22 protein-coding genes and 1 pseudogene are annotated in these 25,676 nt (G+C 31.2%); all 23 read left to right on the forward strand.

All coding sequences use genetic code 11. The annotated features are described in order from the left end of the window. Nucleotides 1–17: 17 nt before the first annotated feature. The 23 genes and pseudogenes from mltG (at nucleotide 18) to rimO (ending at nucleotide 25,493) form a co-directional block, all read left to right on the forward strand. Nucleotides 18–1,220, forward strand: a complete 1,203-nt coding sequence (gene mltG / locus RR561_RS03140; protein WP_332505976.1) for an endolytic transglycosylase MltG — start codon at nucleotides 18–20, stop codon at nucleotides 1,218–1,220. 130 nt (nucleotides 1,221–1,350) lie between these two features. After that, entirely contained in the window at nucleotides 1,351–2,004 is a 654-nt protein-coding gene (locus RR561_RS03145) for an O-methyltransferase (protein ID WP_332505977.1), read from the forward strand. Nucleotides 2,005–2,135: 131 nt separating this feature from the next. Further along, nucleotides 2,136–3,371, forward strand: a complete 1,236-nt coding sequence (locus tag RR561_RS03150; RefSeq protein WP_332505978.1) for a peptidase U32 family protein — start codon at nucleotides 2,136–2,138, stop codon at nucleotides 3,369–3,371. 111 nt (nucleotides 3,372–3,482) lie between these two features. Beyond that, nucleotides 3,483–3,848: a hypothetical protein gene (locus tag RR561_RS03155; protein ID WP_332505979.1), complete on the forward strand. Its 366-nt coding sequence runs from the start codon at nucleotides 3,483–3,485 to the stop codon at nucleotides 3,846–3,848. A 98-nt stretch (nucleotides 3,849–3,946) separates the two neighbouring features. Further along, a complete protein-coding gene (locus RR561_RS03160) occupies nucleotides 3,947–4,486 on the forward strand; it encodes a hypothetical protein (RefSeq protein WP_332505980.1) in 540 nt (179 codons plus the stop codon). A 39-nt stretch (nucleotides 4,487–4,525) separates the two neighbouring features. Beyond that, nucleotides 4,526–4,984, forward strand: a complete 459-nt coding sequence (locus tag RR561_RS03165) for a pilus assembly FimT family protein (RefSeq protein ID WP_332505981.1) — start codon at nucleotides 4,526–4,528, stop codon at nucleotides 4,982–4,984. A 181-nt stretch (nucleotides 4,985–5,165) separates the two neighbouring features. Further along, nucleotides 5,166–5,693 (forward strand): hypothetical protein, encoded by a 528-nt coding sequence (locus tag RR561_RS03170; RefSeq protein ID WP_332505982.1) that lies wholly within the window; start codon nucleotides 5,166–5,168, stop codon nucleotides 5,691–5,693. 162 nt (nucleotides 5,694–5,855) lie between these two features. Then, entirely contained in the window at nucleotides 5,856–6,323 is a 468-nt protein-coding gene (gene rimP, locus RR561_RS03175) for a ribosome maturation factor RimP (protein WP_332505983.1), read from the forward strand. An 18-nt stretch (nucleotides 6,324–6,341) separates the two neighbouring features. Continuing rightward, nucleotides 6,342–7,505 (forward strand): annotated as a pseudogene (nusA, locus tag RR561_RS03180) (transcription termination factor NusA); the annotation flags it as partial. Between the two features lie 408 nt (nucleotides 7,506–7,913). Next, nucleotides 7,914–8,207 carry an RNase P modulator RnpM gene (rnpM, locus tag RR561_RS03185; protein WP_332505985.1) on the forward strand — a complete coding sequence of 98 codons (294 nt, stop codon included), beginning with the start codon at nucleotides 7,914–7,916 and terminating at the stop codon, nucleotides 8,205–8,207. 1 nt (nucleotide 8,208) lies between these two features. Next, nucleotides 8,209–8,520 carry a L7Ae/L30e/S12e/Gadd45 family ribosomal protein gene (locus tag RR561_RS03190; RefSeq protein ID WP_106776442.1) on the forward strand — a complete coding sequence of 104 codons (312 nt, stop codon included), beginning with the start codon at nucleotides 8,209–8,211 and terminating at the stop codon, nucleotides 8,518–8,520. 43 nt (nucleotides 8,521–8,563) lie between these two features. Further along, entirely contained in the window at nucleotides 8,564–10,504 is a 1,941-nt protein-coding gene (gene infB / locus RR561_RS03195; protein ID WP_332505986.1) for a translation initiation factor IF-2, read from the forward strand. 35 nt (nucleotides 10,505–10,539) lie between these two features. Beyond that, nucleotides 10,540–10,887: a 30S ribosome-binding factor RbfA gene (gene rbfA, locus RR561_RS03200; RefSeq protein WP_332505987.1), complete on the forward strand. Its 348-nt coding sequence runs from the start codon at nucleotides 10,540–10,542 to the stop codon at nucleotides 10,885–10,887. A gap of 116 nt (nucleotides 10,888–11,003) precedes the next feature. Beyond that, a complete protein-coding gene (locus RR561_RS03205) occupies nucleotides 11,004–12,002 on the forward strand; it encodes a DHH family phosphoesterase (protein ID WP_332505988.1) in 999 nt (332 codons plus the stop codon). Nucleotides 12,003–12,047: 45 nt separating this feature from the next. Continuing rightward, a complete protein-coding gene (truB, locus tag RR561_RS03210; protein ID WP_332505989.1) occupies nucleotides 12,048–12,965 on the forward strand; it encodes a tRNA pseudouridine(55) synthase TruB in 918 nt (305 codons plus the stop codon). Nucleotides 12,966–12,975: 10 nt separating this feature from the next. After that, nucleotides 12,976–13,977 carry a bifunctional riboflavin kinase/FAD synthetase gene (locus RR561_RS03215; protein WP_332505990.1) on the forward strand — a complete coding sequence of 334 codons (1,002 nt, stop codon included), beginning with the start codon at nucleotides 12,976–12,978 and terminating at the stop codon, nucleotides 13,975–13,977. A gap of 123 nt (nucleotides 13,978–14,100) precedes the next feature. After that, nucleotides 14,101–14,358 (forward strand): 30S ribosomal protein S15, encoded by a 258-nt coding sequence (gene rpsO, locus RR561_RS03220; RefSeq protein WP_334309584.1) that lies wholly within the window; start codon nucleotides 14,101–14,103, stop codon nucleotides 14,356–14,358. Nucleotides 14,359–14,559: 201 nt separating this feature from the next. Next, nucleotides 14,560–15,405 carry a DegV family protein gene (locus RR561_RS03225; protein ID WP_332505992.1) on the forward strand — a complete coding sequence of 282 codons (846 nt, stop codon included), beginning with the start codon at nucleotides 14,560–14,562 and terminating at the stop codon, nucleotides 15,403–15,405. Nucleotides 15,406–15,427: 22 nt separating this feature from the next. Continuing rightward, nucleotides 15,428–17,521, forward strand: a complete 2,094-nt coding sequence (gene pnp / locus RR561_RS03230; RefSeq protein WP_332505993.1) for a polyribonucleotide nucleotidyltransferase — start codon at nucleotides 15,428–15,430, stop codon at nucleotides 17,519–17,521. 364 nt (nucleotides 17,522–17,885) lie between these two features. After that, a complete protein-coding gene (locus tag RR561_RS03235; protein WP_332505994.1) occupies nucleotides 17,886–19,889 on the forward strand; it encodes a cell wall-binding repeat-containing protein in 2,004 nt (667 codons plus the stop codon). A 307-nt stretch (nucleotides 19,890–20,196) separates the two neighbouring features. Then, the gene (locus RR561_RS03240; RefSeq protein ID WP_332505995.1) at nucleotides 20,197–21,453 is read left to right on the forward strand and encodes a M16 family metallopeptidase; all 1,257 of its coding nucleotides are present in this window, start codon (nucleotides 20,197–20,199) and stop codon (nucleotides 21,451–21,453) included. Between the two features lie 11 nt (nucleotides 21,454–21,464). Beyond that, nucleotides 21,465–24,152 (forward strand): FtsK/SpoIIIE family DNA translocase, encoded by a 2,688-nt coding sequence (locus tag RR561_RS03245; RefSeq protein WP_332505996.1) that lies wholly within the window; start codon nucleotides 21,465–21,467, stop codon nucleotides 24,150–24,152. An 18-nt stretch (nucleotides 24,153–24,170) separates the two neighbouring features. Further along, the gene (gene rimO, locus RR561_RS03250) at nucleotides 24,171–25,493 is read left to right on the forward strand and encodes a 30S ribosomal protein S12 methylthiotransferase RimO (RefSeq protein ID WP_334309585.1); all 1,323 of its coding nucleotides are present in this window, start codon (nucleotides 24,171–24,173) and stop codon (nucleotides 25,491–25,493) included. The last annotated feature ends 183 nt before the right edge of the window (nucleotides 25,494–25,676 follow it).

Raw genomic sequence — 25,676 nt, forward strand, 5'->3', positions numbered from 1 at the left:
TAGAAAGGAAAGTGCCCATGAGTAGAAAACAGACACAATCTAAAAAAGTGGTAAGGAAAAGAAAAAAGAAGAAGAAAATAAGAGTTTTTAGACTCTTAATTGTCATATTTGTAGTTCTAGCAATAATTGCTGGAATTGGAAATATATATTATAGAAGTGCATCAAAGGCAGTGGATCCAAAATCGAACAAAGAGATAATAGTTGAGATTCCAGAAGGGTCAAGAGCGAAGGATATTTCTACAATCCTTAGAGATGAAAAGCTAATTAAAAATAAGAGAGTATTTATATCAAATGTAAAAAACTCTAAAAATGCTGAGAAAGTAAAGGCTGGTAAATATAAGCTTTCTCAGAATATGGACAATAAGATGATAATAGATAAGCTAGTTGCTGGAAAAGTATATCAAGATGGCATAAAAATTACTTTTCCAGAAGGAAGCGTATCCACTGACATAGTTGACAAATTGGTAAAAAGTGGATTAGGTAAGAGAGAAACATATGTCAAATTATTTAGAAGTCCTAAAGAGTTTTCAAAAAAATATAACTTTTTATCAAATAACAAAATAACAACACTTGAAGGTTTTCTATATCCTGAAACTTACTTTTTCAAGAAGGGTACTAGTGAAAAACAGGTGTTTGAAAAAATGTTGGCAGAATTCGAGAAAAAATATAATAAAAATATAATGCCAATTGTAGAAAAAAATAAGCTTGATTTTTATGATACAGTAATAATGGCATCTATTGTAGAAAAAGAAGCTATTAATGATGAAGATAGAGATACAATAGCTGGAGTATTCTACAATAGATTAGATAAGAATATGAAGCTTCAATCTGATGCGGTACTTCAGTATGGATTACCAGAGCGTAAGAGTAGAGTCTTATACAAAGACCTAGAGGTTGAAACTCCATATAATCTATATATACATGCTGGACTTCCACCAACTCCAGTGGCAAATCCAGGGATTGAATCTCTTATGGCCGCAGCTAACCCTAAAAAGACAGATTATCTTTACTTTGTAACTGGAACTGATGGCAAAAATTATTACAGTAAGACTTTTGAAGAACATAAGGTCCATGCTGATAAATATCACAAGGATCTAGATGCCAAGGAGTCAAAAGATAAAAAGAACTCAAGCAGTTCTAAGGGATCAAGTGATAGCAAAAGTTCAAATAACAAAAAGGAATCAAAAGATAATAAAAGTTCAAGTAGTGAAAAAAAGTAAAAAAGTTTCAAATAGTGTAATTTAAAAAGATAAATAAAAGAAAATATATGCGGGGAAAGATTTCTTTCCCTGCTTTTTAAAGCAATAATAAGAAAGCGTAAGTTTTATAGTTTAAATAGAAGGTGACAGAATGAGTAATATAGTAAACGATGTAGTAGAAGATTATATAAGAGGAACACTAGCGGAAAATACAGGTCAAATCAAAGAAATGGAAAAATATGCTAAAGAAAATAGCGTTCCAATAATACACAAGGAAGTGTCTGAGTTGTTGAGAGTTATTCTTAATATACATAAGCCAAAAAGAATACTTGAGATAGGTTGCGCTATTGGATATTCATCAATATTCTTTTCGTCAGTATTAAATAACGATGTTGAAATAATAACAACAGAGAGAAATCCAGTGATGTTGGAGCAGGCTGAAAAAAACATAGAAAAAGCAGGTTTGAATAATATAAAAATACTTGTTGGGGATGCACAGGAAACGTTAAAAAATGTAGAAGGTAATTTTGATATGATATTTATAGATGCTGCCAAAGGTCAATACAAGATGTTTTTTGATACTGTAATTGATAAGTTAAATGTAAATGGTATAGTGGTATCAGACAATATCTTATATAAAGGGATGATAGCCGATGATGGCTTGGTTGTGAGAAGAAAGAGAACAATAGTAAAAAGAATGAGAGATTATTTAGACTATCTATGCCAAGCTGAATATTTGGATACATCTATAATACCGATTGGAGATGGAGTTGCCATTAGTTATAAAAATGGTGATAGAAAATAAAAAATTAGGGTATCTTGAATATGTTGAGAAAAATACTTGAAAATAACGGAACTATTTGATACAATTATTTATTGATTGAATTAAGAATAGTTATTAAATAGTATCGATAATAAATAATGGAAGGTGAAAAAATGGAAAAAGTTGAATTATTAGCCCCAGCGGGAGATCTTGAAAAACTAAAAGTTGCCATTGAGTATGGAGCAGATGCTGTATACTTAGGAGGAGAGCAGTTCGGTATGAGAACTGCAGCAAAAAACTTTACAATAGAAGATATTAAGGAAGGTACAGAATTTGCACATGAGAGAGGTAGAAAAGTTTTTGTAACTGTAAATATAATACCTCACAATGAAGATTTTGTTGGATTTGAAGACTACTTAAGAGATTTGGAAGCAGCAGGAGTAGATGCTTTATTGGCAGCTGATGCTGGAGTAATTGATGTAATAAAGTCTACAGTACCAAATATGGAAATACATCTAAGTACACAAGCTAACACTACAAATTATCAAAGTGCTAATTTCTGGTATAATCAAGGTATAAAAAGAGTAGTTATGGCCAGAGAGTTATCTTTTAAGGAAATTAAAGAAATAAGAGATAACACACCTGAAGACATGGATATAGAAGCGTTCATGCATGGTGCTATGTGTATATCATATTCTGGAAGATGTTTGATAAGTAATTATATGACTGGTAGAGATGCTAATAGAGGTTCATGTGCTCAGTCATGCAGGTGGAAGTACAGTTTGGTAGAAGAAAAAAGACCAGGAGAATATTTTCCAATATATGAAGATGGAAGAGGAACGTTTTTCTTTAACTCAAAAGATCTTTGTATGATTGAATATATCCCACAGCTTATAGAATCTGGAATTACTAGTTTAAAAATAGAAGGTAGAATGAAGACTGCATATTATGTGGCAACCGTTGTAAGAGCATATAGAATGGCAATAGATGCATATTATGAAGATCCAGAAAACTGGAAGTTTGATCCTATCTGGTTAGAAGAATTAAAAAAGGGAAGTCACAGACACTTCACTACAGGTTTTTATGAAGACAAACCAGGAGACGAAGAGCAAAATTATGCTTCTGCTTCTTATGTTAGAAATTATGATTTCATAGGAATTGTACTTGAAGATAGAGATGAAAATGGACTTGTAACAGTTGAACAAAGAAATAAAATGATAGTTGGTGATGAAATAGAAATAATGGGACCATACACAGATACTATTAGTACTACGATTACAGAGATGTATAATGAAGATGGAGAGCCAATAGAATCAGCTCCTCACCCAAGACAAATAGTAAAGATGAAGTTCCCAGAAGAGGTTGCTAGAAACTTTATTCTTAGAAAAGCTATAGAAGAAACGAAGTAAATAATTAAATAGATTAATAAAAAGCATCGATATATTTCGGTGCTTTTTTATTTTTTTGCCTATATTATCTATAAGAATCTATAAATTATATAATTATAAGGAGGACGTTTTATGCAAAGAAGGGCTAGCTTATCCATAGATATAATATTTTCAATATTATTGCTTTCTGTAATTACATATTTGATGTCTGTATCGTTTTCAAATATAAAACAGATGAATGAAAATGTAGATGAAGAAAATGATTCATTAGAGCTACTTGAAGGATTAGCGGAAAAAGAGAATAGAAAGATATCGCTTAACAGTATGGATTCACTTGATACAGAAGATAAGGAAGAAAATTTTGATGGTTATAATATAAAGATACAAAGAGACTTACTAGAAGAAAATTTTGGTCTGGTAAAAAGTAAAATTACAATATTAAAAGATGATTCAAAACAATCAATAGATACATATTCAGTGGTAGGAGGAAGTCTCTAAAATATTGCTATATGTGTATGTGATAAAGAGTTTTTATCACTGATTACTATACAGATCAGCCATAATCTAAAAGTATAATAAAGTATGAGGCGATTTAAATGAAAAGAAATATAGGAAAAAAAGGATCAGTTACAATCAATACTATAATAACTATGTTTTTTGTAATATGTATTATTACATCTTCAATTATAGCAACAAAAGGTCTATATAAGCTATCAACTGAGAACAAAGACATGTCTATGAAAGACTATGAAGCTAAACTTGCCGAATCGCTATGTCAGATAAATTTTTATTATTCTATTGAAGAAGCATATATAAAATCAAATGGAAGTGAGGAGTTTTGTAATTCATTTAATAATTTTGCTAGTCAATACTTTATAAATGTATTTGAGAAAAAATATTGTTATAGCGATAAGGTAAGCATAGATTATTTTTATGATAAAGAAAATATAATAGTAGAAGATGCTTTTGTTGAATTTTCAATTGTAATAAAATATAAAAATAAATCAATTGAAAGGAATACAATTAAAAGATGTATGATAGAAAATCCTTATAAGAAATTTTCTATAGGAAAAAACGAAAAAAAATTAAATTTAACAAAAGAGGAAGTAAAAAATCTATTTAAATATCTAGATTAGAGGATTGTTTAAGCTATGAAGAAAAGAAGGGGATATCTTATGGTAGAAATAATAGTTACCTTGACTATTATTGGACTTATTTTTATGATAGGCACACCCAAAATGAAAAGCAGAAATGTAGAATTTAATAGTTTGATTTATGAATTTAAATCCGATCTTAGAATTGTAGGTACAAGATCTATGAATAGAATTGATTCATACACTATATTATTAAATAAAAATAACTATTCGATATATGAAAATAATAAAAAAATTAAAAATAAGAAATTTAAAAGCGGGTACTTTATTCTTTCTGCAAAAAAAAGAATTGAATATACAAATACCTCTAGATTAGGGGCACCAGATAGAGGCATGACCATATATATATTTGACTCCAAGGAAAAAGAACTTGAAAGGATAACTATCATGATTGGAAGTGGCAGGATAATGTCTTATAGAGAAGATTATCTGGATGATAATAATAAAAAATTAATTGATCATTTAATTGAAGTAAGCTAGAACTAGAAAAGCTATAATAAAAAATAAGTATCAGAGGAATTAAAGATATCACTATATATTTACAGATTATGCCAAAATAGAAAGTCTATAAGCATGAGGAGAATAATAATTTGCTACAACTTATACAAATTAAACTCTATTTGTGGCAAAGTAAGGAAGGTTAATTTTAAAAGGATATAAAATGAAAAAGAAATTTGCTCAAAAGGATGGATATATTTTAATAGAGGCATTAATTTATATCAATACAGTATTTATGATATCTATGTTATTATCTTTGCTAATATTTTTTTCTGTGAAAATATATAGAGATACTATGATAATTAATGAGTTGAAAGAAATAGCTATTGTTGTTGAAGATAGAATTAAATATGATATAAAGCAATCAATTAGCCTAAATTCTTTTAATGTAGACAATTCAAGCGTAGGCAATAAGAAATTTTTAGATGTAGGTTATAAAAAAATTAAAGTACTTTACTATAATAGTTATGATCCGAAAAATCTAGGGCATGTGTGTAAAAAGAAGTTAACAAACTACAATAATACAATAAGTATAGGTATAAAAGGTCAATACCAAATAGGTAATCATGTAAAGGCTATGTACATAAAAGAAATAAGAGATAAATATGAAAATGTGTATGAACTTTCTTTTATAATTGTCTATGAGAATGAAAAGAGGGAATATAGCAGTCATTTTGATGCATATTTCTAAATAATTGCCATAAAGCCTTGTAAAATCAAGCAAAAGATGGTATTATAATAAGAGAATATTTCGTGTGGAGTGTGAGGCATTTTTGGCTCACATTTTTTATGCACATTTTTTATTTGGGTGTTATAAACACTATTTTACAATTGAATATGGAGGTGTGAGTTTATGAAAAAGAATACTGCACAAAGAGTTGAAGAACTAACTCAACCAATTGCTGACCAATTTGGTTATGAACTAGTAGACGTAGAATACGTCAAAGAAGCAGGTATGTATTATTTAAGAGTGATACTAGATGATGAAAATGGTATCGGATTGGATGAGTGTGAAAAAGTAAGTAGACTATTAAATCCATTATTGGATGAAAAAAACTTTATTGATGAAAATTACTTTTTGGAAGTGTCTTCTCCAGGTATTGACAGAGTACTTAAAAGAGACAAAGAATTTTCCAAATATAAGGGTAAGCAAGTGGATGTAAAGTTATATAAAAATGATGAAGATTTGAAAACTAAACAATTTGAAGCAGTTCTATCTGGACTTGATGAGGATGGAAATGTCGTTTTGTTAGTAAATAATAATGAAAAAAAACTATCTAGAAAAGAAATAGCACAAATACGTCTTTCCGTGATATTTTAAGTAATTGGAGGAATAAAAATGAATACAGAATTTATGCAGGCTCTAGATGAACTTGTAAAGGATAGAGGGATAGACAGAGATGTGTTGCTTGAAACTATTGAACAGGCACTAATTTCTGCATATAAAAAGAACTTTGGATCAGCTCAAAATGTGAGAATTGATTTAAACAAAAATACTGGTGATATAAAAGTATATTCACAAAGATTAGTAGTAGATGAGTCAGACTTATATGATAATTTCTTAGAAATCGAGTTGGCAGAAGCTAGAGAAATTAGTCCAAACTACGAATTAGGAGATGTTGTAGAACATGAGGTTACTCCTAGAGATTTTGGTAGAATAGCAGCTCAAACAGCTAAACAAATAGTAGTTCAAAAGATTAGAGAAGCTGAAAGAGAAATGACTTACAATGAATTTGTTGAAAAACAAGATGAGTTAGTAACAGGTGAAGTATCAAGAATCTCACATAGAGAGGGAAAACAGATAGTCTTTGCTCAGGTTGGAAAGGGAGAGGGAATACTTCTTCAAAGTGAGCAGATACCTAGAGAAGAATACAATATAGGGCAGATGATGAAGTTCTATGTAGTAGAAGTTAATAAGACTAATAAAAATCCTCAAATAGTTCTATCTAGAAGTAATCCAGGGCTTGTAAAGAGACTATTCGAAATGGAAGTTCCTGAAATACAAGAAGGTGTGGTACAGGTAAAGTCAATATCAAGAGAAGCAGGCTCAAGAACTAAAATGGCTGTAAAATCAGTTGACCCTAAAATTGATCCGATTGGTGCATGTGTTGGTACACAAGGATCAAGAGTAAGAAATATAGTTGATGAACTTGGCGATGAAAAAATTGATATTGTAAAATACAGCGATGATATAGGCGAATTTGTAGAAGCAGCTCTTAGCCCTTCAAAGGTTACAGAAGTATTTGTAAATAATAGGGAAAAATCTGCAGTTGTAATAGTTCCTGACTATCAACTGTCACTTGCAATAGGTAAAGAAGGTCAAAATGCAAGACTTGCAGCGAGACTTACAAACTGGAAGATTGATATAAAGCCAGAAAATGACTTTAGTGAGGATGACAAGCAGGCTTTATTAGCTAAAATAGAAGCAGACGATATTGCTTTTGCTGAAGAGTTAAAGGCTGCAGAAATTGCAAGAGAAAAGGCAGAAAAAGAGGCTGAAGAACAGGCTAAAAAAGCCGCTGAATTGGCTGCTATTGAAGAAGCAAAAAGACTAGAAGAAGAAAGCATAGAAGAAGAAAATCTAGAATCTGAAGTTGAAGAAGAAAACGAAATAGATGATATTGAAAAATCAGTGGAAGAAATAGAATCAACAGATGGAGTATCAGTGGAGGAAGTAGAGCCAACAGAAGAAGCAGAAGAAAACCTTGAAGACAATTTTGAAAAAAATATGGATAATGAGGAGTTTGTTATTTCTGATGAGGACAATGAAGAACTGAAATATCTAAACCTTGATGATAAAGATTTTGAATATGATGAAGATGAAGAAGATAGAGATGATGAAGAACTTTATTTTGATGAAGATGAAGATTTTTAGTATAAACACTTGTAACTAAATCGAGGAGGTGTAGCTATGAACAAATCTAAAAAAATACCTCAGAGAAAATGTATTGCCTGTCAAAAAAGAGGCGATAAAAAAACTTTAATTAGAATAGTGAAAGATAAAGAAAATAAAATCTTCCTAGATCCAACAGGTAGAGCAAATGGAAGAGGTGCATATATTTGCGCCACAAACGAATGTCTTGTAAAAGCTATTAAAAGTAAGGCTTTGAATAGGGCTTTCAAAATGGATGTAGATGATGAAGTCTATGAACATCTTATAGAGGAACTAGACAAGCTAAAAGAAAGAGAAAAGAGCGAATCATAATATGAATGAGAAAAAAATATACTCATGGCTAGGACTAGCTAGGAGATCTGGAAATCTTGTATCAGGAGATGATACTACTCTTAGAGAAGTAAAGAAAAAAAGAGTAAGTCTAGTAATAATAGCAAGTGATGCATCAAAGAATACGAAAAAATTATTCTCAGATAAATGCAGCTTTAGAAGTATTGAATTTTACGAGTTTGGTGAAAAAAATAAAATCGGAAGTTCAATAGGAAAGAGCCCGAGAGCTGTGTTAGGAATAATGGATAAAAATATAGCTATAGAGATAAAAAAATTGTTAACTGAAAGTGAATAATTTTTATTTCATATAGAGGGCCAATTTGTAGGAGGTGGTATTTATGTCTAAAACTAGCATAAAACATATTGCCGAAGATTATAACATGAGCGAAAAAGAGCTTATGAATAAGATTAATGACTTTGGTATTGAAATAGTAGAAAATGAATATATAGAAGAAGGAAATGTAGAGCTTCTAGTAGAAATGTTAAACGAAGAGATAAAAGAAGAAAAAGGAAACGTTATTGAGGCAGGTAAGAGCATTACAGTTCAAGACTTAGCTACAGAAATGAACAAGTCAGCATCTGAAGTAATAATGAAGTTGATGAAAATGGGAACAATGGCAACTATCAATCAGGAGATCAGCTTTGAAATAGCATCGTTAATATGCAATGAATTCGGATATAACTTGATTAAGAGTGATACTTCAGAAATAGAAGAACTTGAAATAGAAGCTTTGATGGAAATAGAAGAAGATGATGAAAAAGATTTACTTCCTAGACCACCAGTAGTTACAGTAATGGGACATGTTGACCATGGTAAAACATCTTTACTTGACGCTATCAGAGACACAGATGTTACATCAGCAGAAGCTGGTGGAATTACTCAGCATATAGGTGCTTCTGAAGTAAATGTAAATGGACAAAAGATAGTACTACTGGATACACCAGGACATGAGGCGTTCACATCTATGAGAGCTAGAGGTGCACAGGTAACAGATATAGCTATATTGGTTGTAGCGGCAGATGATGGTATAATGCCACAGACTGTTGAAGCTATCAACCATGCTAAGGCTGCAGGCGTTCCTATCATAATAGCTATCAATAAGATAGATAAGCCAGGTGCAAATCCAGAAAGAGTAAAGCAAGAATTATCAGATCAAGGTCTATTGGTTGAAGACTGGGGCGGAGATGTAATCTCAGTTGAACTATCAGCTAAAAAGAGAATAAACATAGAAACACTTCTAGAAATGGTACTTTTAGTAGCAGAGGTAGAAGAGTTAAAGGCAAACCCAAATAAGAGAGCTGTTGGTACAGTTATAGAAGCAGAACTTGATAAGGGAAGAGGTCCAGTAGCTACTGTATTGGTACAGGGCGGAACTCTAAGAGTAGGAGATCCTATAGTGGCTGGCGTTGCTAGTGGTAAGGTTAGAGCTATGATTAACTACAAGGGAAGAAGAGTGAAGGAGGCAGGTCCTTCTACAGCAGTAGAAATACTTGGTCTATCTGAAGTTCCTTCAGGTGGAGATCAGTTTGTTCAGGTACCTAATGATAAGGCAGCAAGATTAATAGCTGAAAAAAGACAGGAACTTAGAAGAGAAGAAATGTTAAAGGCTTCTTCTAAGATCTCTCTAGAAGATCTATTTGAACAAATGAGTGAAGGAAAAGTAAAGGATCTAAACATAATAATAAAGGCAGACGTACAGGGTTCTGTGCAGGCTGTAAAGCAGAGTTTAGAGAGACTTTCAACTGACGAAGTACAGATAAAGGTAATACATGGCGGTGTTGGTGCGATAACAGAGTCAGACGTTTTACTTGCATCTGCTTCTAACGCTATAATTATCGGATTTAATGTAAGACCAGTAGCTGGTGCAGATCAGTTGGCAGAAAAAGAAACAGTAGATATAAGAACATATACTATAATCTATAAGGCTATAGAGGATATGAAGGCTGCTATGAGTGGTATGCTTGATCCTGAGTATGTTGATGAAGATACTGGTAAGGTAGAGGTAAGAGAAGTATACAAAATATCTGGAGTAGGTACAATTGCTGGATGTTATGTATTGACTGGAAAAATATATAGAAACTGTAAGGTTAGAATAGTTAGAGATGGTATAATTATTCATGAGGGTGAATTAGACTCTCTAAGAAGATTCAAGGATGATGTTAAGGAAGTAGCTCAGGGCTATGAATGTGGTTTAGGATTTGTAAACTACAATGACGTTAAAGTTGGAGATATAGTAGAGGCTTATATTGTCAAAGAAGTAGAGAGAACAATAGACTAATTACATTTCTCATATATAAGAAAGAGGTGTAGAAAATGGCTTCAAATAGAATAAAAAGAATAAGTGAAGAAGTTAAAAAAGTTATAGGTAAAATGCTTATAAATGGAATAAAGGATCCTAGAGTAACATCTATGGTAAGTGTTACTGACGTAGAAGTTACTAATGACTTGAGATATGCTTTTGTATATGTCAGCCTATTAGGTGGTGACGAAGAAGAGTCTCTAAAGGGTCTAAATAATGCAAGAGGATACATAAGAAGAGAAGTAGGAAAAGCTGTCAAGTTGAGATACGTTCCTGAAATAATGTTTAAGATAGATGATTCTATTGAAAAGGGAATGCAGATGGATGAACTAATCAAGAGCGTAAGATCTAAAGAAGATTAGTTTTTTCACAAAAGCATTAAACATTATAGTGATATAATTTTAATTTTGATGTATAATAAATGATGTCAGTAGTTCTTGCTGACATCATTTTTATTTTACGTAAAGGATGTGATTTAATGAATAATTTTATTAAGGATATAGACAATATACTTGATTATATTGAAGAAAATGATAAATTTTTGGTGACATCTCATGTTAGCCCTGATGGTGACAATATCGGATCATCGCTTTCTATAAATAATTTCTTGAAAAAGATTGGTAAGGAAGTAATATATGTCTTAGACGATAACTATCCTGAAAATCTGATGTTTCTTTATAAAGAGGATCTAAAGAAAAAATCATCTGATGTAAAGAGCAATGACTATACAGTGATAGCTTTAGATGCAGGTGACTATTCTAGAATATGTGTTGATAAAAAAATATTAGAACAATCAAAAGGTATAATTTGTATAGATCATCACGTAACTAATGGAGATTATGGAATATTAAAGTATGTTGATATTGAAGGTTCGTCTACTTGTGAGTTAGTATACAATCTAATTATGAGATATGAGGAAAGATCTAAAATAAAAATTATTGATGAGGATATAGCAACATATCTTTATGCAGGACTAATAACAGATACTGGTAATTTTCAGTATTCTAATACAGAAGAATCATCATTTTTTATGGCAGCGGAACTATTATCTAGAGGTGCTAAAAAAAGTTATTTAGTAGAAAAAATATTCCAAAGCAATTCATTAGAATTTTATAAAATTTTAGGAGAGGCATTGGATAATCTAGAGATCATAGATTCTAAAATATCAATTACTGCAGTTGCAAAAGAAATGATGGATAAACATAAAGTAGATTATGGTGATATTGATGGAATAACACCATATACAAGAGATATAAAAGGTATTGAATTGGGTATTTTTATAAAAGAAAAAGAAATTGGAGAGATCAAAGTTAGTTTTAGATCTAAAAATTATGTAGATTGCTCTAAACTTGCTTCAGAATTTGGTGGCGGCGGTCATATAAGAGCTGCAGGATGTACAATCAAGGATTTGGATATAGAAGTTGCTAGAAAAATATTGATTGAGAAAGCTGTTGAATATATAAATATAAAAAATTAGAGTAACTCATGTATATTATATATGAAGGATGGTATTAATAGAAATATGGATAGAGTTTTTAATATTAATAAAGCTGTTGGAATGACATCTCATGATGTTGTTTATAAGGTGAGAAAGATACTTGGGACAAAAAAAGTAGGACACACAGGAACATTAGATCCAGACGCTCAAGGGGTACTTCCTATCTGTGTTGGAAGGGCAACTAAAGTAAGTGATCTAATATTAAATAAGGATAAAAAATATATTTGCGAACTAACATTGGGTGTCAGTACAGATACATATGATGCTTCAGGTAAAGTAATAAGTGAAAGTGAAGTAGGTCATCTTTTAGAAGAAGATGTTTTAAAAGCAATCTATTCACACAAGGGAGAAATATCTCAATACCCACCAATTTATTCCGCACTTAAGGTAAATGGGAAAAAGATGTGTGATTTGGCAAGAAGCGGAAGAGCTGATGAAATTGAAATAAAACCAAGAATGGTTAACATAAAATCCATTGATATTATAGATGTAAACCTTCCGAAAGTAACATTTGAAGTAGAGTGTAGTAAGGGAACATATATAAGGAGCTTGTGTCATGATATAGGCAATTTACTTGAGGTAGGTGGACATATGTCGTATCTACAGAGAACAAAGAGTGGTGTATTTGAAATTGACAGAGCAATCACACTAGAAGAACTGATATTATTAAAAGAGGAAGAAAAACTTTTAGAAAATAGCTACTCAGTTGAAGATGTTCTTGTAGAATTTCCAGAGATAATTTTACATAAGAGTGCAGTTACTTATTATTCAAATGGTGGAAAAATTGAAGAAAAAAGATTTATAGAAGGTGATTACAAAGATTCTTCTTCGGAAAGAGTTAGGGTTTATACACCAGAAAAAGAATTTATTGGTGTTGGAAAACTATCCTTGGAAGATGATATATTAATGGTTAAGAGCGAAAAAATATTTAAATTGGGATAATGGTGGTAAAATGATAGTATTTAATAGTTTAGATGATATAGATATTCCATTTGAAACATGTGTCACAATAGGCAACTTTGATGGAGTACATAGAGGACATCAGACCTTAATAAATAAGGCAATTGACTATTCAAAAAAAAATGATGTTAAGAGTGTAGTTTTTACATTTTCAAATCATCCAGTAAATTTTTTTAAACCTGGATATGTCAAAAATATAATTTCTGCTGAGGAAAAAGAAAGAATTGTAGAAAATATGGGGGTAGATATCTATGTATGTGTACCTTTTGATGAGAGTATGACACAAATATCTGCTAGGTATTATGTGGAAAATATTTTGATAGACAAGCTTCATGTAAAAAAAATGGTAATAGGTCACGACTTTAGTTTTGCTAGAAAAAAGGAAGGTAATCCAGAGCTTCTTAGAAAATTTGGAGAAGAAATGAACTTTGAAGTGGAAGTAGTAACACCCGTTCTTTTAGATGGCAAAAGAGTAAGTTCAACAGATATTAGAAGATACATAGCAGAAGGTGATGTTGCAGCTGCTGAGAACCTATTAGGCCACTACTTTGCAGTTGAAGGTAAAGTTGTAAGAGGTAGACAAATAGGTAGAACAATAGGCTTTCCAACTGCCAATATGGAGTATGATAGCTGTATGATAATACCAAAAATTGGTATATACGCAACTCTTACAATAGTTGATGGGCAAATATACTGTGGAGCTACTAGTATAGGTACCAACCCAACTGTGAATGGTAAAAAACTAAGTATAGAAACTTATATACTAGATTTTGACCAAGAAATATATGATAAAGAAATAAGAGTAGAATTTGTAGAAAAAATGAGAGATGAAATTAAGTTTGAAAGTAAGGAAGCTTTAAGACAGCAACTTGTTAAAGATACTGATTACGTTAGAAATAACTATGTGAAGTGTCTGAAGGGAAGCATAGATAAATGTGAAGAATTCAGCACTAAAATAGAAAATATAAGACAAATTTTAAAGATAAAAAACTAAATCATTATCTTGAACTAAAAACCTTACTATGATATAATGATATAGGTTTCAACCTGAGCTCGGCTTTTGAAATCTCCATTCAAGGCTTAGCTTTAGGCGATTATAAAATTTAGGAGGAAAACAATAATGAACAAAGAACAAATAATCAAGGATTTTGCAAGAAAAGAAGGGGATACTGGTTCTCCAGAAGTACAGATAGCTTTATTAACAGCTAGAATAAATGAATTAAATGAACATTTAAAGGTTCATAAGAAGGATCACCATTCAAGAAGAGGACTTTTAAAGATGGTTGGTAGAAGAAGAAACTTACTAACTTACTTAAAGAGACATGACCTTGAAGGATACAGAGCTTTAATAGCTAAATTAGGATTAAGAAAATAGTTCTTTTTAAGCAGATATGATTTATTTCATATCTGCTTTGTTTTATGCTTTATAATGAGCTTTTCTTATCATTTTGGATATAAATCTACTTTTATAGCTCAAAATGTGATAAAATGTTTTTATAATGTGTTACGTATGTGCAAATAGTGTTTGATATATACAAGTGCATAAAACGAGGACAAAAAGTTAGGAGGTACTACTTTGGACATAAAATTAGTATGTGACAGTTTATGTGACATTCCTGATGAGATAGAAGCGAAGGAATATTTGGAAATGATTCCTCTTACCCTTATTATGGATGGCAAAGAATATAAAGATGGTGTTGACATAAATAAGGAAGAATTTTATGAGATTGTTTTAAAGTCTGGAGAAATTCCTAAGACTTCTCAAGCAACATATATGCAGTTTAAGGAAGTTTTTGAAAGAAATGTAAAGGAAGATAAGATTGTACTTTGTTTGACAGGGGCATCAACAGCAACAGGAACATACCAGAGTGCAATGCTTGCAAAGGATGATACGCAAGGAAATATTCATGTATTTGATACTGAAAACTTATCTCTTGGTGCAGGACAATTCGTAATAAGAGCATGTGAAATGATAGAAGAAGGAAAGAGTGTAGATGAGATTATAGAAGGATTAGACTCTATAAGAGATAGTGTTGAAATATTATTTGCACCAGCATCATTTGATTTTCTTAAAAAAAGTGGAAGAGTTCCGCTTACAACAGCTATAATAGGAAATATGCTTAATATAAAACCTATTTTCAAGATGAAAGAAGGAAAAATTAGCTTAGAGGCAAAAGTTAGAGGAATAAAAAAACTTGTATCTAAATTGGTGGATCTTACACTTGAAAAAAACAGTGAAAATTTATCAAATATAACTGTAACTATTGGTCACGGATGTAATCTAGATGATTTTCAAAAGCTACAAAAAGAGGTAGAAGAAAAATTAAAAGGTAAAGTGAAAAATATAATGATTACAAAAGGCGGAGTATGTATATGTTCTCATACAGGCCCTGATATAATCGCAATAAGTTTTTCAAAGTAATTACAACACTAAGGAGGAAACTATGTTCGAACATAGAATTTTTGAAACACAATTAGCTGGTAGAACTCTATCAGTTGAAATAGGAAAAATATGTGAAATGACAAATGGTAACTGTATTATAAGATGTGGAGACACAATGCTTATGGTAAATGCTACTAAGTCAGCACAGCCAAGAGATGGGATTGACTTTTTCCCACTAAGTGTAGATTTTGAAGAAAAACTATACTCAGTAGGTAAAATTCCAGGAGGATTCTTAAAGAGAGAGGGTAAGCCATCAGAAAAGGCAGTACTTACTTCAAGATTAATTGATAGACCTTTAAGACCACTATTCCCAGAAGGATTCAGAAATGATGTTCAGATAGTAGCAACAGTTCTATCTGTAGATCAGGATTGTACTCCAGACATATTAGCTATGATAGGTTCATCAATAGCACTATCTATATCTGATATACCTTTTGATGGTCCAACAGGATCTGTTTTGGTAGGTAGAGTAGATGGAGAGTTTGTAGCAAATCCAGATAAAGAACAAAGAGAAAAGAGCGATCTTCACCTTGTAGTATCAGGTACAAAAGAAGCCATAATGATGGTTGAAGCTGGTGCTGAAGAAGTAGATGAAAAGGTAATACTAGATGGTATACTTTTTGCTCATGAAGAAATCAAAAAAATCGTAGCATTTATAGATGAAATTGTAGCAGAAGTTGGACATGAAAAGTGTGCAGTAGACCTTCATATACCTTCAGAAGAAACAAGAGCTATGGTAGATGAATTTGCTAGAGAAAAGATGCGTGAGGCTGTTAAGACTGTTGAAAAGATGGAAAGAACAGAAAAAATGGACGCAGTTAATGAAGAAACTCTAGCTTACTTTGAAGAAAAGTTGGAAAATTTTGAAGAAGTAGCAGGGGATATAGAAGACGTACTTCATGAAATCATAAAAGATGAAGTTAGAAGCTTAATAGTAGATGATAATGTAAGACCTGACAATAGAGATTTAAGTGAAATTAGACCAATATGGTGTGAAACTGGTATGGTACCAAGAACTCATGGTTCTGCAATATTTACTAGAGGTCAGACTCAGGTTCTTAATATAACTACATTGGGAGCATTGGGAGATGTTCAGAAGTTAGATGGATTAGATGATGAAGAAAATAAGAGATATATGCATCACTATAACTTCCCATCATATTCAGTAGGTGAGACAAGACCTTCAAGAGGTCCAGGAAGAAGAGAAATAGGACATGGTGCCTTGGCTGAAAGAGCTTTAGTTCCAGTGATACCTTCACAGGAAGACTTCCCATATGCTATAAGATTAGTATCGGAAGTACTTAGTTCAAACGGTTCAACATCACAGGCTTCTGTTTGTGCTTCTACACTATCACTATTAGATGCAGGTGTTCCAATAAGAGATATGGTAGCAGGAATTGCCATGGGTCTTATAAAGCATCATGACAAGGTTGCAGTTCTTTCTGACATACAGGGTATGGAAGACCACTTGGGTGATATGGACTTTAAGGTAGCTGGTACTGAACATGGTGTTACAGCTATACAGATGGATATAAAGATAGATGGTATAGATGAAGACGTTCTTAGAACTGCTTTAAAGCAGGCTAAGGAAGGTAGAATGCATATACTAGGAGAAATGAAGAAGGTAATATCTCAGCCAAGTGAAGAGTTATCTCAGTATGCTCCAAAGATAGTTAAGATGTCAATAAATCCAGATAAGATAAGAGATGTAATAGGACCTGGTGGAAAGATGATCAATAAGATTATAGATGAAACTGGTGTTAAGATGGATATTGAACAGACTGGTGAAGTATTTATAGTTGGTGTAGAATCAGATATGATAGCAAAGGCTAAGTCTATGGTTGAGGCAATAGTTGCTGAAGCAGAACCAGGAAAAATATACAAGGGTACTGTTACAAGAATAGAAAAATTTGGTGCATTTGTTGAAATTCTTCCAGGAAAGCAAGGATTACTTCATATTTCTCAGATATCAAATAATAGAGTAAATAAAGTTGAAGATGTCTTATCAATGGGCGATGTTGTCGATGTATTGGTAACAGAAATTGATGATAAGGGCAGAATAAACCTTTCAATAAAAGCAATAAAGAATAATTAATATTATTTCAAATATTTAAATCAGTGGATTTTTTCACTGATTTTTTTATTTTTAATTTAAGATAAATTTAACTCTATATCAACTAAGAAATATTGAGTCATGTATTTGCTAGAGAAAAATTAGTAAATACATGAAATTATTTTTGAATACCAAAAAACACAAAAAATAAAAAAATTTGCAAACAAAAGTAAATCAAAAAACACCTTATAAGTAATCGAAAAAAAATCAATTTCATGTTATACTTATTTTAGCTTGATTTATAGATACTTTGAAGCTATATTGAATGACTTTAATGAAAAACAGATTAATAATAAAGCTATATTATAAAAAAGCTAAAAAAATAATGAAAATAAGGAGGTGCAATTTGAAAATAAAAAAATATATTGCTAAAGTAAAAAAAATCAATAGTATAAAAATAATAATTCCCATGACATTTTTATTTGTGTTTTGTAATTTTGCAGTGATTTCAAATGCCCAGTACAATAGAATATCAGGAAATAATAGATATTCGACAGCAGTAGAGATTTCTAAAAAACTAGAAAACAGTCAAAATATAATAATCACAAGTGGATCAAATTATATAGACGCCCTTTCTGCAACTGTTTTGGCAAATGCAACAAACTCAAGAATATTACTAGTAGATAATGGAAAGATAGATAAAAAAACTTTGGCGGAAATAGAAAGAGTTTCTCCTGAGAAAATTTATATTTTAGGTGGAGAAAAAAGCGTTCCAAAAGAGATTGAAAGTGTACTAAGTAATAAATACAATAACATAGATAGAATATCAGGAAGAAACAGATATGAAACATCTATGAAAATCGCAGAAAAAATTAGTGAAATAGTAGAAATTAAAGAAGTAGCTGTTGCGAGTAATGAAGCTGATCTAATAAGTGCAAGCTCTTACTGTAAGGGAAATATACCAATTATATTGATTGATAGCAAAAACCCGAATACCGATTATATAAATTCTAGAAAAGAAGTTAAAAAAACAGTATTTGGAGGAGAAAAATCAGTCAATGCAGACACTTATAAAAAAATTGGAGCAAGTAGTAGAATAAGTGGAAATAATAGGTATACAACGGCCATAGAGGTTGCAAAACTAAATCCAGAGAATACAAAGGCATATGTAGCTAGCGGAGAAAATATTATAGATGCTCTTACATTAGGACCTCTGGCAAATCAAGATAATGCCAACATAATATTATCTAGAAAAATAGGATTGTCAAAAGAAACTATACCCTACGTTGAAAATAGATATAAAGAAAATATAACTATAGTAGGTGGAAATAATTCTGTTCCAGATGATGTATTTAGAAAGATAAAACCACAGCCAGTACCAACAGATAGATCGAGCTTTGAGTACTGGGATTATTATAATCATTATAAAAAAGATGTAATAATGTCTAAAGAGGAAATTAAAAATAAAAATAAACAAAATATATCGGCATCAAGATATCTTTATACAGTTGAGAATATTAAAGGTGAGTATGGTGTTGTATCTAAAAGGGTAGTGATGAAGGCAAAACCTATATCTGGAAAAAATCCTGACTCATTTGACGATTACAGTGCAGTTACGGGGCTATTTCCCTGGGATGAGTTGGCGATAGTAGGTTATAATGCTGATAAGTCATGGGCGCACGTATTTACTACGGACTATGAAGGCTGGATCCCAACAAATTCAATAATGAAATTATCAAGAGAAAAAATGCTAGAAATTAGAGAGCAAGAATTTATAACATATATAAATAGACAGACCAAGACTAATACAGGTGATGTAATAGATATGGGAACATACCTTCCTCTTAAAGGAGAAGACTCTAATAGCTATAAAGTGTTTATACCTATTGCAGGAAATAACTACAGAAGTAAAACTGTAGATATACCCAAAAATCAAGCGGTAAAGGGTTATTTAGAATTTACTGAAGCAAATGTTATAAAGCAAGTATTGAAGTTTCAAGGAGAAAAATATGGATGGGGTCATAGCAATATGACTAGGGACTGTTCTGGTCTAGTCAGAGATGTATATAGAAGCTTTGGTATAGTAATGGCAAGAGATGCTTCATCTCAGCAAAGTGATATAATTGGTAAAAAAACAGACTTTAGAAATGCAAAGAGTCAAAAAGCTAAAGAAGATCTATTATTAAGACAGAGACCAGGAAATTGCTTTTACCTACCAGGACATGTGTTTATGTACTTAGGTAAAGATCAAAATAATAGACCTATGATAATACACCAATATGGACACACATATATCAATGGGAATAAGGTAAATAAATTTAAAACAGAGATTACAGATTCAAATCAAAAATCTACGCCGAGCAATTCTTTTTTATATTATGTAAGCACAGGTGTTAATTTTTATGAATAAATAAGATGTAAAAAATGAATAAATATTGTATAATATGGTAGGTAAAAGGTTTGGTAATTAAAACCTAAATCTACCATATTATAATTTAAATAGAAAAATATCACATATGAAAAATAATATTTAAAGTATATTTTACCTAAAATATCTAAGTTAAAATCAAGAAAAAAATGATAAGATATGCTATAATTATAAGATATGCAAATTAACAAATTTATTATTTTAGTTGGAAATTTTTCTATAAATGAATTATAATATAAAGGATTTATAAAATTATAGATAGCACTATTAGTTAATTAAAAATATGGAGGTGAATACTATAAAATATAAACAGTTGGATAATGGACTTAGAATTGTTGCTGAAGAAATACCCTATGTAAGGTCAGTTTCTCTAGGAGTGTGGATAAATGTGGGATCAAGAATGGAAAAGAATGAAAATTCTGGTGTCGCACATTTTATTGAACATATGTTATTTAAAGGTACTGACAACAGAACTTCTAAAAAAATTTCAAATGACATAGATTATTATGGCGGAAATATAAATGCATTTACTACTCATGATCATACTTGCTATCACGTAAAAATGCCATCAAATCATATTGATAGAGGTATAGACGTTTTATCTGATATTATAAGAAACTCTAAATTTGATGAATCTGAAATTGAAAAAGAAAAATTGGTTATATCAGAAGAAATCAAGATGTATCAAGATTCTCCAGAAGACTATGTATATGATGAACTTTTAATGAGAACATTTAAAAATAAGGGCATAGGAAGAAATATACTTGGAACAACGGATACAGTTGAAGGCATGGATAGAGAAACTATCATAGAGTTTTTTGAAAACTATTATGTAGCAAATAATTCAGTAATAGTCGTAAGTGGTAACTTTATATTTGAAGAAATTGTTGAAAAAATAGAAGAGAGTTTCAAAAGTTGGCAGATGAAAGATTTGACACCTATTAGAGAAGGGCAATCTTTCCATATGACAAAATTCTTAAAAGATAAGGATGATGAACAGGCAAATATTGCTATTATATATGAGTGCCCAGATGATAAAATAGATAAGGATTTTTACTCTATTAAATTATTGGGAAATATATTGGGTAATAGCCCTAGTTCAAGGTTATTTCAGCATATAAGAGAAGAGAGGGGTCTATCTTATAGTGTTTATACATCTGATACTTTTTATGTTGATTACGCAGAGTTTGGAATATTCTCTAGTGTAGCATCAGAAAATCTTTCGGAGGTATATCAGTTAATCTTAGAGGAAATAAGGGATATAAAAGAGAATTATATTTCTGAAGAAGAATTAAGATTCGCTAAAGAACAGTATAAAGGCAGCGTTATAATGAACTTAGAAGACACTGAAGATAGAATGATGTTGATTGGTGAATATGAAGTTGTCAATAAAAGGTTAAAAGAAATTGATGAAGTATTAAATATCGTTGAAAGTATTGATATGGACTATATGAAGTCAATAATTGATAAAATATTCCAGTCGGATATGTCTGTAGGTGTTACAGGCAAATCAGTGAGAAATATTATGAATAAAATAATGAAATAAGAGGTGGTCTAATGGCTAAAAAATCTAATGGTAAAAAACCTAATAGACGTCCTAGCACTAATAAAAAACCAACAAAAAGAAAACAAGCTAAAAAAGCTCCGAAAAAAATGAAACTCAGCTCTGAGTATCATAATTTAATATTAATATTTTTAGGTCTGTTTTTTGCTTACGGGCTATTTTCAAGTTCGGGAGCTTTAGTTCCAAAAGTAATACAAACAGTATTTAAAGGTTTGTTCGGTGGACTAGCTATATTGGTTCCAATAGTAATGGTCATAATTGGTGTTTTAGGATTTATTGATGGTAATGAAAAAATTGATAGATTGAGAAAAACAAAAATGTTTTATATTATTGCGGTCTTTTTAATAATATATTATGGTTTGATTAATTATGCTCAGACACCTTCCGAGGGATTAATGAACATAGATGTTATTCAAGATACTATAAAAATGGGAGTAACTAGAGAAGGTATGGGACTTATACCTTCATTTGTAACTTATTATTTAACACATATATTAGGCTTGATGGGAGCATGGTTACTTACAATATTTGCTACTATAATAGCTGGTCTATATATATTTAAAATATCAGTGGATGATATTTTAAGCTTGATTAATAATCCTAAAGAAGGAAAAACAAACATATTCTCTAAACTAAAACTATTTAAGAAAAAGAATATAGATGGAGAAGATGTAGTAGATGATGCTACTATTATCAGTAAGACTGGATTTTTTGATAAGGTAAAAGAAAAATTAGGAAAGTCTTCTGATGATATGGTTGATGATGGCGTTGATGACGGTGACAAAACAATAAAGATAGTAGGCTTTAACAAGGCAGAAGATGATTATCTAGAAATATTAGAAGGAACTCAGGGACTTTCTGACCTTGAGATACTTCAGAAACTTCAAAATGAGGAACCTGTTTTAAATGGAATAATATCACAAGAAGACATGAATTCTGAAGATAACTTACCAGCAGATTCACTTTTTGATAATCATAACTTTGATTTTGAAAATGATTTTAATAAAGATTTCAACAATGACCTAAGTAAAGATTTGAGCAAGGAATTAAATAAAGACTTGGACAATAACTTTAGTGATGGTAATTATCAAGATGAAAGAACAAAGGTAGGTAAACTATCTAGTGATTTTGATAAATTAAAAAATCTTCAAAACTCAGAAAGCTTAAATGCAATTTCTGATTTAAAGAAAAAGGCTTCAATAACAAATAGGGAAGATTTAATGAATTTTAGTGAAGAAGATGGTATGGATGAAAATGAACATCTAAAATATGTGGACTATAAAAAACCATCAGTATCTCTCTTAAATAAAGTACTTAATAAAAATGACAAGAGATCCAAACAAAAAGTACTAGAAAATGCAAGACAATTGGAACAAACTCTTAGAGATTTTGGTGTAGATGCAGCTATAAATCAGGTGACAGTTGGACCTACAATCACAAGATATGAAATACAGCCTAAGCCGGGTGTAAAGGTAAGTAAAATTGTAAATCTAACAGATGATATAGCTCTAAGTCTTGCAGCAAAGAGCATTAGAATGGAAGCACCTATACCAGGTAAGAGCGCAATTGGTATAGAAGTTCCAAATGATGAACCACAAATGGTAAGCGCAAGGGAAATTATTGAAAGTAGTGAATTTAATAATTTTAAATCCCCACTTGCTATGGGACTAGGAAAAGATGTTGCTGGAAATATTATAATTGGAGATATAGGTAAGATGCCACATCTATTGATAGCTGGTTCTACTGGATCTGGAAAGTCAGTATGCGTAAATACTTTGATTACAAGTATACTTTATAAGGCTAAGCCAGATGAAGTGAAATTAATGCTTATAGATCCTAAGGTTGTGGAACTTGCAAACTATAATGGCATACCACATCTATTAATACCAGTAGTAACAGATGCAAAAAAGGCTGCCAATGCACTTTGTTGGGCGGTAACAGAAATGAACAGAAGATATAAATTATTTGCAGATGCTCAGGTGAAAGATATTACCAGCTATAATGACAAGACAGATAATCCTCTTCCAAAGATAGTTATAATAATAGATGAGCTTGCCGATTTGATGATGGTAAGTGCAAATGAAGTGGAAGATTATATATGTAGATTGGCACAGATGGCTAGAGCTGCAGGAATGCACTTGATTGTGGCGACTCAGAGACCTTCTGTAGACGTTATAACAGGTGTAATTAAGGCCAACATACCTTCAAGAATTGCATTCGCTGTATCGTCTCAGACAGACTCAAGAACTATTATAGATATGGGTGGAGCAGAAAAACTTTTAGGAAAGGGTGATATGTTATTTTACCCTCTTGGTGCATCTAAGCCAAGAAGACTACAAGGGGCCTTCATATCAGAAGAAGAGTCAGATAGAGTGATAGAATATGTCAAGAAAGAAGCTGGGGGTGTAGCACCAAGTTATTTTGGTGAAATAGAAGAATCTATATCCAATATAAACACAATTAAATCAGATGATACAGATGAATTTCTTTATGATGCAATAGAGTTTGTAGTTAATAATGGGCAAGCATCAGCTTCAATGCTTCAAAGAAAATTTAAAATAGGATTTAATAGGGCTGCTAGATTAGTTGATGATATGGAAGAAAGAGGTATTGTTGGACCTAGCGAAGGAAGTAAACCAAGAAAAGTTCTTATATCAAAAGAAGAACTTTCACAATTATAAGAAATAATGGAGGAATAAATTTTGAAAATAGCGTTAGAATCATTAGGATGTTCAAAGAATCTAGTAGACGCGGAAATCATGCTAGGAATATTAAATAAAAGTGGTCATCAATTAGTTGGTGAATGCGAAGATGCCGATGTAGTAATAGTAAATACATGCGGATTCATTGAAGATGCTAAGCAAGAATCAATTGACACAATAATAAGCTATGCAGATTTAAAAAATGAAGGAGTAATAAAATATCTTTTAGTATCAGGATGTCTTGCTCAGAGATATACTGAAGAGTTACTAGAAGAAATTCCTGAAATAGATGCAATAGTGGGAACAGGAAGTTATGATAAAATCACAGAAGTAGTAGATAATTTAGTTGATGATGGAAAAGTAGTAGAAAAAGGAGATATTAATTTTTCTTTTGATGAAGAACTTCCAAGATATATATCTACACCGCCATATCTTGCATATTTAAAGATCGGAGAAGGTTGTGACAATAACTGTACTTACTGTATAATTCCAAAGTTAAGGGGAAAATACAGAAGTAGAGAAATAGAAGATTTGATAGAAGAAGCTAAGGGATTGAAAGAATCTGGTGTAAAGGAATTGGTGGTAATTGCTCAAGATACTACTGTTTATGGAACAGATTTATATGGAAAGCCAGCATTAGATAAACTATTGGATGAGCTTGCAAAGATAGGTTTTGATTGGATTAGAGTGCTTTACTCTTACCCAGAAGGAATAACAGAAGAGATAGTGGATGTTATAGCAGCAAATGACAATATATGTAGTTATTTTGATATTCCTATGCAACATGCAAGTAACAGTGTATTGAAACTGATGAACAGAAAAACTTCAAGAGAGGAATTAAAATCAAAGGTAGAAATGATAAGAAATAAAATACCTGATGCAACAATTAGAACTACTTTGATAGTAGGATTCCCAGGAGAAACAAATGAAGATTTTGAAGAGTTAGTTGAATTTGTAAAAGAGATGAAACTTGATAGAATGGGTGCGTTTAAATATTCTAGAGAGGAAGATACAGCAGCCGATAAACTTCCTAATCATATTGATGAAGAAGTTAAGATAGAAAGATTGGAAAGAATAATGATGGTTCAACAGTCTATATCAGAGGATCTTAATCAAATAAAAATAGGTCGTGTATATAAAACTTTGATAGAGGATAGAGTAGACGATACATTGCTGATAGGAAGAACTCAATGTGATGCTGAAGATATAGATAGCGTTGTATATGTTGAGACTAATGAAGACCTTGAAATTGGAGACATGGTAGAGGTTGAGATTGAATCTGCATATGAGTATGATTTAAAGGGAAAGTTGAAGAAATAGTCAAAATATATATTTCAATAAAACCTATTTCGAATTTTAAGTTCGAAATAGGTTTTATTTTATTAACGAAAAGAATTGGATTAGTAAAAGAAATAGTATACATACTTAAAGTGAAGTATGATAAACTATATATACACAGTATTATTGATCTATAATATCTATGTGTATATATTACAAATTAAG

The sequence above is a fragment of the Peptostreptococcus sp. genome, assembly GCF_036639115.1.
Taxonomy (GTDB): domain Bacteria; phylum Bacillota; class Clostridia; order Peptostreptococcales; family Peptostreptococcaceae; genus Peptostreptococcus.